Origin of the sequence: Kytococcus sp. HMSC28H12, assembly GCF_001816045.1 — a bacterium.
GTDB classification, from domain to species: domain Bacteria; phylum Actinomycetota; class Actinomycetes; order Actinomycetales; family Dermatophilaceae; genus Kytococcus; species Kytococcus schroeteri.
Genome location: NZ_KV824494.1, coordinates 1 through 970, shown reverse-complemented (window position 1 = coordinate 970; position 970 = coordinate 1). Strand labels below are relative to the sequence as shown.

At 77.4% G+C, this 970-nt stretch carries 1 protein-coding gene; it reads left to right on the top strand.

The annotated features are described in order from the left end of the window. The coding region (locus HMPREF3099_RS12905) for a hypothetical protein (protein WP_168168475.1) at positions 1-786 on the top strand (786 nt) is incomplete at its 5' end. Positions 787-970 lie beyond the last annotated feature (184 nt).

Genomic DNA, 970 nt, shown 5'->3' with positions numbered 1-970 from the left:
GTGCCGCAGGCCGTCTGGGAGCTCGTCCGTGGCGCCCTCGCGCAGCCCTCGGGCACGCAGTCGGTGCTGGTGACCCCGCCCACCGATGCCGAGGCCACCTGGTGGCGCCAGCGCCTCGACCGGCACCTGGAGGGCGACCACTACACGGCGGCCGTGCGCGGCAACGTCACCGTGCTGCCGTGGCGTCGCGCCGTCCGCACCACGGCCGACGTGGTGGTGGTGCTGGCCGACGGGCACGGCGAGCTGCTGGGCGAGGTCGTGGCCGCCCCGGGCACCGACCGGCTGGTGCTGCCGGTGCTGCGCCGGGCGCGTCGTGCCCTGGACCTCGTGGTCACCCGCTCGTCGGAGGACGAGCTGCGCGCCGCCCGTTCCGTCCCGGACACCGCCGGTGGTCTGCTGACCCGCTGGTTCGACGCCCCGCCGGTGGGTGGCAGGGCCGTGGCCGATGCGGATCTGCCGCCTTTGCACGCGCGCTTCGTGCGCCGCCTGCGGGCCGAGGGCCTCGTGGTGCGCCCGGTGCACCACGCCCTGCTGGGCTGGGTGCTGCACGTCGCCCCGGGTCCTCGCCGTCCGGAGATCACCACCATCCTGTTCGACGAGCCGGTGACCCGCCGCGACGTCGAGGTGGACGCCCACGTGCGCGTCTGGCCCGAGCAGCTGCGCCGGGCCGGCTGGCTCGTGGAGCAGGTCTCGAGCCTGGACCTGCACCGTGACCTGGGCCGTGAGGCGATGCGGGTGCGCAACGGCGTGCTGCGCGCTGCCGCGCAGCAGTCGGGTCGCGCATGACCCGGCGCGCCCACCGCCGGGTGGTCGCCCCCTCCACGGCGGTGGGGGCGGTGGACTGGGAGGACTCGACGCCTCGCACCCGGGACGGTGCGGAGGACGAGCCCGCCGGCGCCGGCCCTGCGGCGGCAGGACCCGCCCGTGGTGTGTCCGGGGGCGCTCCCGGCCCCGCCACACCCGGGGCCCG